The 7,821-nt window shown below is 71.0% G+C and carries 7 protein-coding genes; all 7 read left to right on the top strand.

The features are described 5' to 3' along the window. The first annotated feature begins 299 nt into the window (after nt 1–299). The 7 genes from ACWD11_RS32245 (at nt 300) to ACWD11_RS32215 (ending at nt 7,473) form a co-directional block, all read left to right on the top strand. A complete protein-coding gene (locus ACWD11_RS32245) occupies nt 300–1,367 on the top strand; it encodes an XRE family transcriptional regulator (RefSeq protein ID WP_451287318.1) in 1,068 nt (355 codons plus the stop codon). Nucleotides 1,368–1,383: 16 nt separating this feature from the next. Then, nucleotides 1,384–2,571, top strand: a complete 1,188-nt coding sequence (locus tag ACWD11_RS32240) for a M20 family metallopeptidase (RefSeq protein ID WP_451287316.1) — start codon at nt 1,384–1,386, stop codon at nt 2,569–2,571. A 137-nt stretch (nt 2,572–2,708) separates the two neighbouring features. Then, nucleotides 2,709–2,879, top strand: a complete 171-nt coding sequence (locus ACWD11_RS32235) for a hypothetical protein (protein WP_451287314.1) — start codon at nt 2,709–2,711, stop codon at nt 2,877–2,879. Nucleotides 2,880–2,958: 79 nt separating this feature from the next. Then, nucleotides 2,959–4,701, top strand: coding sequence for an asparagine synthase-related protein (locus ACWD11_RS32230; RefSeq protein WP_451287312.1), 1,743 nt, complete (start codon nt 2,959–2,961; stop codon nt 4,699–4,701). Next, nucleotides 4,695–4,991 carry a PqqD family protein gene (locus ACWD11_RS32225; protein ID WP_383367793.1) on the top strand — a complete coding sequence of 99 codons (297 nt, stop codon included), beginning with the start codon at nt 4,695–4,697 and terminating at the stop codon, nt 4,989–4,991. Before ACWD11_RS32230 ends, ACWD11_RS32225 begins: the two co-directional genes overlap by 7 nt. Beyond that, the gene (locus tag ACWD11_RS32220) at nt 4,988–5,404 is read left to right on the top strand and encodes a lasso peptide biosynthesis B2 protein (RefSeq protein ID WP_451287310.1); all 417 of its coding nucleotides are present in this window, start codon (nt 4,988–4,990) and stop codon (nt 5,402–5,404) included. Before ACWD11_RS32225 ends, ACWD11_RS32220 begins: the two co-directional genes overlap by 4 nt. 185 nt (nt 5,405–5,589) lie before the next feature. Continuing rightward, a complete protein-coding gene (locus ACWD11_RS32215; RefSeq protein WP_451287308.1) occupies nt 5,590–7,473 on the top strand; it encodes an ABC transporter ATP-binding protein in 1,884 nt (627 codons plus the stop codon). The last annotated feature ends 348 nt before the right edge of the window (nt 7,474–7,821 follow it).

Genomic DNA, 7,821 nt, shown 5'->3' with positions numbered 1-7,821 from the left:
CGCCAGTATCAAGCACGACTCAGTCACTACAAACGACGTGGACACAGCCCTTGAAAACTGCCCAGCACTCAGAACAAGCACCGTTGCAGTACTAGTACGGCGGAAATTCCCCCGATTGCTGGAGAACCCGCTTACAAGCGCCACGCCGTCGCGGATGCTGTGCCGACGAACTTTGCCCGATCCTGTCGTGGCGTGAATGCCGGCTGAGCCGCTAAACCTTCGCTGTTCACGGCGGCCTCGCCCCGCGGGCAGCCGGCCGGGCGTGGGGGCTGCGCCCGTGGGACCGACACACCGATGACATGACCCCGTTCTCCGACGAGGCTCCCGCCCTGGCCTCGCTCGCCCATCAGGTGCGCAGTTCCTGGGACGACGTGGGTGGCACCGACGGCTTCCCGCTCCGGTCTCCCGCCGACGACCAGCAGATCGTGGACCTCTACTACGGCCCCAACAAGAGCGCGGCGAGGCGGGCTACCGGTGGGCGTCGCATGCGGCAGTGGCTGACCGAAAGAAGGGCGGTCGGGGGACCTCCGCAACCGCCAGCAGGCGGGGAAGACTGCGGGTATACGTCGGTGGATGGAGAGGGGGCGGTGTCCGTGGCCGCGGCCAGCAGCACGGACTCGGCGCTCAAGCGGGCCCGGGTAGCGCGGAACATGACGCTGGAGGAGGCAGCCGACGCGCTCAATGCGATCACCGGCGGGGCTGCAGATGCAAGCCTGATGAGCGCCTGGGAGTCAGGGCGGCGCCGCACCGGTAAGCGGAACCGGGCCGGTCTGTGCCAGCTGTATCGGGAGCGGCCCGAAGTGCTGTTTGCACACCAGGACGGCGCGGCCACGAGCGTGTTGGAGAACTCCGGCACGGCCGTGGTCGTCAAGGTGCTCGCCCGCTGGACGGACTTGGTCGAGGCGATGGTCGATGTCGTCGGCGGAGCTCGTGAGCAGCTGGTGGTCACCGGTAGTCGGTCGCGGGAGAAGGCGTATCTGGCGGCGATCGAGACGGCTGTGGCCCAGCGTCCCGATCTGATCCATTACCGGGTGCTGTATGGACCACCCCGGCACCGGGCGCTCGCCGATCACCTAGTGCGGCTGCTGGAGCTACGCGATCCAGGCGCGCGCCGGAACGGCGTCAAGACGCTACACATGGGGATCGTGGAGCCCACCGAGGCGCTGGAACGCTTCTTCGTGGCGTCCGAGACCGCCGCGGTGGTGCCATTGCCGTCGTTTCATGGGGCGGAGGGGTTCGACTGCGGCGTCTTACTCAGTCGCGAGGCGGCGGTGGGTCTGGTCCACCATGGGCGGGAGGCGTGCTCGTCCGCGCGACCGGTGGAGACGATCGAGGCCGTCCGCGCGCTGTCGGTACGGCACAACTGAGGGGCGAGGGAGAAGCGTGATCGAGGACCTTCAGCAGGCCAAGAGCCGTACGGCATCCGTGGTGGAGTTGGCCCGGGAGCTGATCCGGCGGCCGAGTCGAGGCGGGATCGACGACTACGGGCCGGTCCTTGGTGTGCTGGAGGACTGGCTTGCCGCCCGGTGCCTGCCGCACCGCCGCTTGCACGACGATGCTGGTGAGCTGGTGGGTCTGCTGGTGGAGATCCCCGGCGGCCGTCCGGGCTCCTGGTGGACTCTGGACGCGTGCGTGGACACGGCTCCGTACGGTGACGAGTCCGCCTGGTCCTTTCCGCCCGCGTCCGGGGAGGTGGCGGACGGCTGGCTGCTCGGCCGAGGGGCTGCGGACTCCAAGCTCGCTGCGGCGATGTTCTGTCACATCGCCGCCGACCTTGCTGAGCACGTCGTTGACCTGGCTGGCGGGCTCGCCGTTCTCCTGGACGTGGACGAACACACTGGCGGCTTCGGCGGCGCCCGCGCCTATCTCACCGACGAGCACGCGGCCCGCCCGGCCGGCGTGATGATCGGCTACCCCGGCGTGGACGAGGTCGTGGTTGGCGGCCGGGGTCTGTGGCGGGCCACCATCACCGTGCATGCTCCCGCCGGGCACTCCGGCTCGAGCAAGAACGTGGTGGGAGCGATCTCCCGTGCCGCCCGCCTTGTCACGCTGCTGGACGCAGCCGAACTCCCCAGCGGCGCCGGGGCCTGTGGGTTTCCCCTGCCGCCGAAGCTATCGGTCACGTCCTTTCACGGCGGCCAGGGCTTCTCGGTCACCCCCGACCGGTGCGAACTCAATGTCGACATCCGCACCACGCCGTCCTTCGACAGCCACGACGCTGAGACGCTCGTCCGCAAGGCCGTTGCCGAGCTCGACGCAGAACTCCCCGTCCCGACGGCCACAAAGATCACCCCGATCGCCGTGTGGCCACCCTTCCGCCTCGCCGAGAACGAGCAGCCCGCCGCCGCCCTGCTGAACGCCGCCAAACAAGCAGGGCTCACGGTCCGGCCGAAGACCGCGGGGCCATCGAACATCGGCAACCTGCTCGCCGGAAAGGGCATCCCGGCGACCGCCGGTTTCGGCGTGCCCTACGAGGGGCTGCACGGCATCGACGAGCGGGCTCACCTCGCCGAACTACCGACGGTGTACGCCGCCTACACGCGTGCCGTCCTCGAGCTTCTGAAGGGCTGACGTCCCAGGCCCGTCCCAGGTTTCTCCCAGATCCACTCCCAGCAAGTGCCCAACTCCGTCTCTGGGAACAGGGCTTGTGTTGCGGTGGCATAGAGGCAGCACCACCTCCACATCCACCGAGACAAGGGAGGCCGGTCATGGCCGAGCAGACCACCGTCACTCACCAGCCCGCCGCCGAGAACACGTCCGCCGCGGCGCCGAGCACCGACGGCTTCGCACCGCAGGCCAGCACCCACCCGGTAGCGGCCCTCACCCTGGGCCGCCAGACGTTCAACGACTCGGACAAGTCCAACTACTTCGAGGGCTGAGAGCCCAGGGACACCACCGAGCACCCCGGGGGCCGGCCGCTACGCCGGCCCCCGGGCACGTCACAGGGGAGGCGAACAGATGGAACGGGAGTGGATAAGCGGCGGCACTGCCGCCGCGATCGGATTGTCGATCGACGGACTCGGCGATGTCCGCCGGGCCCCGACCGTGCGGGTGCGTACGGCTGCCGAAGGGCCGGTCATGCTCGCGGTCGTGGGCGACTGCCTGGCAGCAGACCAGGAACTCCGGCATGCGCTCCCGGCCGTGCGGGCGGGCCGGTGGGCCGAGCTGACCCGGTGGCCGGGCTCCTACTGGGTGGTCGCGGCCAGCGGGCGGTTGCGGTTCGTGTGCGGCGACCTGGCCGGCATCCGGGCCGTCTACTACACGCGCGGCGCGCAGGGGATGCCGTGGGCGACCGAGCCCGGCCTGCTGGGGCGTCCCCTCGTTGCGGACCTACCGTGGCTGGCGGCCCGACTTGCGGCAGGCGAGCACCACTGGCCGCACCGCAGCCCGTACAGGGACGTCCGGCTGGTGCCCGGCGGCTTCGGGCTCCTGCTCGCCCCCGGGGCACCGCCGCAGCTCGTCGACATCACCGGCGTCGAGCCCGTAGACGAGCTCCGCGCAGGCGCCGAACGGTTCGGGCGAGCGCTCACCGACGCCGTCCAGCTCCGCGTCCGCGCCGCCGGTGGGGCGGTGGGGGCGGATCTGTCCGGCGGGCTGGATTCCTCGTCGGCCGTCGTGCTCGCGGCTGATGCCCAGGCCGTGCACGCGGTCACCTACACCGACGGCTATACCAGCGGCGAGGACATGGCCTTCGCCGCCCGCGTCACCGAGCACACGGGGATCGCGCACACCGTCACCGCCGGGACCGACGAGCAGCTGCCCTTCGGCTTCCCTGCCGGGCAACCGACCGGGGCGGAGCCGGTCCTGGAAGCGGCGATGTACGCCATGGACACCGCGTATCTGCGCCCGGTTCAAGGGCTGCCGCTGCACCTGACCGGGCACGGCGGGGACATCGTGCTGGACGCCTCCAGCTCCTGCTGGGTGCGGCTCCTGCAGGACGGCCGAAGGCGCGAGGCCCACCGCCAGGTCGTGGCGTTCGCCCGGCTGCGCAACGCCGCCCCCGGCCCGTACTGGAGGGCCCTTAAGCATGCCGCTGACCTGGGCCGGAGCGACTCCCTTGAGCGTGCCGCCGAGGCACTGGAGCGCGGGGCCATCACGTCGCAGGCCGCCGTGGTGGGCTGGTCGTGGTGCCACCTGGGCGCCGGGGCGTCCTGGCTCACGGCCGAGGGCCGCCACCAGGTCGCCGCGCTGCTGCGGCAAGCTTCCCGCGACCGGCAGCCAGAGCCGGCGGACGAGTTCGACCAGTGGGCCGCCCTACGGTCGGTGGGCGCTTCCGCCCGCGGCTGGGCCCCATACGCCGAGACGCTCGGCATCAACCCGGTATACCCGTACCTGGACAACCAGGTCGTCCGTGCCGCGTTCGCCGTCCCGGCCCTCGCCCGACGCGGGCTGGTCTCGTACAAGCCGCTGCTGAAGGCTGCGCTGCCGCAGCTTCCCCACTGGCTGACCTCTCGCCGCTCGAAGGGATCGTTCACCGCCCAACGCATCGCCGGCCTCGCTCAGCACCAAAACCGGCTCGATGAGCTGATCGCATCGAGTCCGCTCGCGGCCGACGGACTCATCGACCCTGCGGCCGTCCGCGCCGCCCTCGCTCAGGCGGCCCGGGGCCAGAGCGCCACGGAGATCGCCGACCTGCACCAGCTGAGCGTGACGTGCTGGTGGCTCGCCGGCCAGCAGACCGCACTGAAGGCGGCATGCTGACCCCCGCGGAACACATCCACCACGCCACAGGAGCCCAGGGGACGGCGGTGCTCGACGTTAGGCGCGGGGCATGGATGATGCTCGATCCGGACGCGTCCCGCATCTGGCACGCCGTCACCGTCTGCGGCGGCACGGCCGGGCTCGCAGAGGAGATCGCTGTCCCCACCGGCCAGAACCCGCAGGCCGTCACCGACCAGATCGACGCGTTCGTAGACGAGCTCGTGGCCGCCGGCGTGCTCGTCGACACCGACCGGCCGCGGCGAGTACACCGAAGGTGGTGGCGTCGATGACGGTCATGGTCCCCCCTGCCCGCCCTACTGCCCGGCGGCGCGACCGCCTGGTGGCCGCCGCCGCGCTCGCCCTCTCCCTGGCCATGAGCCGGTTGCCCCTGCGCTGGCAGATAGCGGCTGTGCGGATGCTGCGCGGCCTGCCGTACGCGCGCCTCGCCCGCCTCGACGCCCTCTACACCGCGGTGCTGGCGGTGATTCCTTCCTGGTGGCCGGGCCGAATCGCCTGCATGGAGATCAGTTTCGCCACCGTCATCGCGACCGCCCTCACCGGCCGTCGCTCCCGCTGGGTGCTCGGCGCACGCTTCCTCCCTGACGCCGCGCACGCCTGGGCCGACGTCCCCGAGGGTGCGGTCGGCCGGGACATCGGCGACGCCGTCGACCGAGCGTGGATGCCGGTCCTCGCCGTGCCGTAGCGGGCTCCTGGGCTGCCGTGGTCCGGGGGCTGGCCCAAGCCTCCCCGCCCCGGGCCATGGCATCACTCGAACGAGTGAAATTCCGGGGCTGTCGCTGACGGGTGGATGGAGCGACCAGCAGCGATGCGGGGCGTGCGGAACAATCCCGTTGCCCGGCCGTCTGGTTCGGCCTCTTCATGGGGCGCGTGCGTTCTTCTGTAGCCTCCCCGTCCGCCGCAGCGGGCCAGCCGCCCGTGATGCGCCTGGCCTGCGACCGGCACTTCGAGGCGAGCGTCAACCTGTCCACGTGGGCCATAGCGCGCCGCCTGCCATCCGCCCTCGCCCAGGCCGCCCGGCTCGGCTGGCGTACCGATCGCTACGCCGTCCTGGCCCTGCTTGTCTGCCAGATCGGAGCCGCCGCACTTACCGCAACCGCGCTCGCGGCCACCACCCGCGTACTGGGAGCCGTCTTCGCCGGCGGCGACATCGCCGCCGGTCTGCGCGAGAACCTGACCGCCCTGGTGGTCGTGGCTCTCGCTGGCTGCGGCCGCTACCTGCTGGATGCCACCGCCCGCGCCGCCGCGGCACGGCTGGCGCCGAAGGCCGTACGCGAGGCAGACCTTCAAGTCATCACCGCAGCGACGAGCGCCGAGCTCGTGGCCTACGAGGACCCGGAATTCGAGGATGCCCATGCCGCTGCCTCGGACGGAGCGGAGAAAACCGGCGACCTCATCCTCGAAGCCCAGCTGCTGACCTCGGCCGCCGGGCAGATGGCTGCGGCGGCGACCGTCGTCACCGTGCTCCACCCAGTGATGCTGCCCCTTCTGGTCCTGTCCGTTGTTCCGTGCGCATGGGGCGCGGTCCGGGGTGCGCGGATCGAGCACGCCGCCCACCATCGCAATCTCGCCGACTCCCGGCTGCGCAGTGTGTTCCGCTCCTACACCACCGAGCGCAACACCGCCGATGAGATCCGCGCGGGCACCATGGCCGGCTTCCTCATCCGCCAGTACAGGATCGTCTCCAGCCGCCTGGAGGCCGAACAGCTCAAGGCCACCCGGAAGGCCCTGATCGTGCAGGGCATCGGCGACGCGCTCACCGCGGTGGGCACGGCCGCAACCTGGGGCGTGCTCGTGCTCCTCGTGGCGACCGGTCGCATGGAACTCGCGGTCGCGGGGACCGCGGCCCTGGCGGTGCGGACCTCCGGGGCGGCGCTCACCACGACGGTGCGGACCGGGGCTCGCCTGTTCCGCACGTCGCTGTCCCTGGACGATTGGGCCAGATTCCTGAGCGTGGCCGAGCCGTGGACGACCCGCCGCGGCACCGCCGCCGTCGCCGAGGACGGACCGCAGGTGATCACCGCCCAGGGTGTCTCCTTCACCTATCCCGGCGCCGACGCCCCCGCACTGGACGGCATCGACCTGGACGTCAAGCGCGGCGAGGTCCTCGCCCTGGTCGGCGAGAACGGCGCCGGCAAGAGCACCCTCGCCCGAATCCTGACCGGCCTGTTCCTGCCCACCGCAGGTTCGGTGCGGTGGGACGGGGTAAACCTGGCGGACGCCGACCCCGCCGGGGTGCTGTCCAAGGTGGCGCTCGTGCCGCAGGATTACACCCGGTGGCCACTGGCCGCCCGCGAGAACATCACCCTCGGCCAGCCCCACCCCGACGGCGACACAGCCGTGCACGCCGCAGCCGAGGCAGCCGGTGCCGATAGCGTCATCACCGCGCTGCCTAACGGGCTGGACACCTCGTTGGCCCGATCCTGGTGGGGCGGACACGACCTGTCCGGCGGGCAGTGGCAGCGCATCGCGGTCGCCCGAGCCTTCCACCGCGACGCCCCCGTCCTGGTGATGGACGAGCCGACCGCCGCCCTCGACGCCCGCGCCGAGCATCGCATCTACACCCGGCTCAAGGCCCTCGCCGCCGGACGGGCCACAGTGTTCATCACCCACAGGCTGGCCAACACCCGCCTCGCCGACCGGATCGTCGTCCTCGACCACGGCCGGGTCTCCGAGCTGGGTACGTACGACGAACTGATCGAACAGGCAGGTGGGTTCTTCGAAATGCTGAAGTTGCAGGAAGACCGGGACTGACCACCGCCTCTTGCGAGCCATTCTCCGCCGCAAGGCACTCAGGGAGCGTCCTCGACACAGATCATGCGGCGCAGACCGATCCCGGCACTGGCCAGATCGTCCTGGACCTCGCTGAGCTGCTCGGTGAGCTCCTTGACCTGGGCCAAGGCATTGTCGCAATCGGCCTGCAAGCGCTAATTGTCTGCCGTGAGCTCGCAACTCGCCGCCCTCCGGTCGCAGCCGAGCAGCCCATCCTTGAACCGCTGTGGTGGGTGGGAGCAGCTCACCCGGCGCGGAGGCGCAAGCGCCCCGGTGAGTCCATGGGTGGCTGCGCGCGCTCGAAGACCGCAAGCTCAACATGCTGCGGAA

Source organism: Streptomyces sp. NPDC002776 (assembly GCF_053592195.1).
This window is presented reverse-complemented; position numbering and strand designations above follow the sequence as displayed.

Bases quoted from the DNA above. Each gene is read 5' to 3' on its own strand.
- ACWD11_RS32245 (WP_451287318.1), top strand. From the start codon at position 300: ATGACCCCGTTCTCCGACGAGGCTCCCGCCCTGGCCTCGCTCGCCCAT.
- ACWD11_RS32235 (WP_451287314.1), top strand. From the start codon at position 2,709: ATGGCCGAGCAGACCACCGTCACTCACCAGCCCGCCGCCGAGAACACG.
- ACWD11_RS32230 (WP_451287312.1), top strand. From the start codon at position 2,959: ATGGAACGGGAGTGGATAAGCGGCGGCACTGCCGCCGCGATCGGATTG.
- ACWD11_RS32225 (WP_383367793.1), top strand. From the start codon at position 4,695: ATGCTGACCCCCGCGGAACACATCCACCACGCCACAGGAGCCCAGGGG.
- ACWD11_RS32220 (WP_451287310.1), top strand. From the start codon at position 4,988: ATGACGGTCATGGTCCCCCCTGCCCGCCCTACTGCCCGGCGGCGCGAC.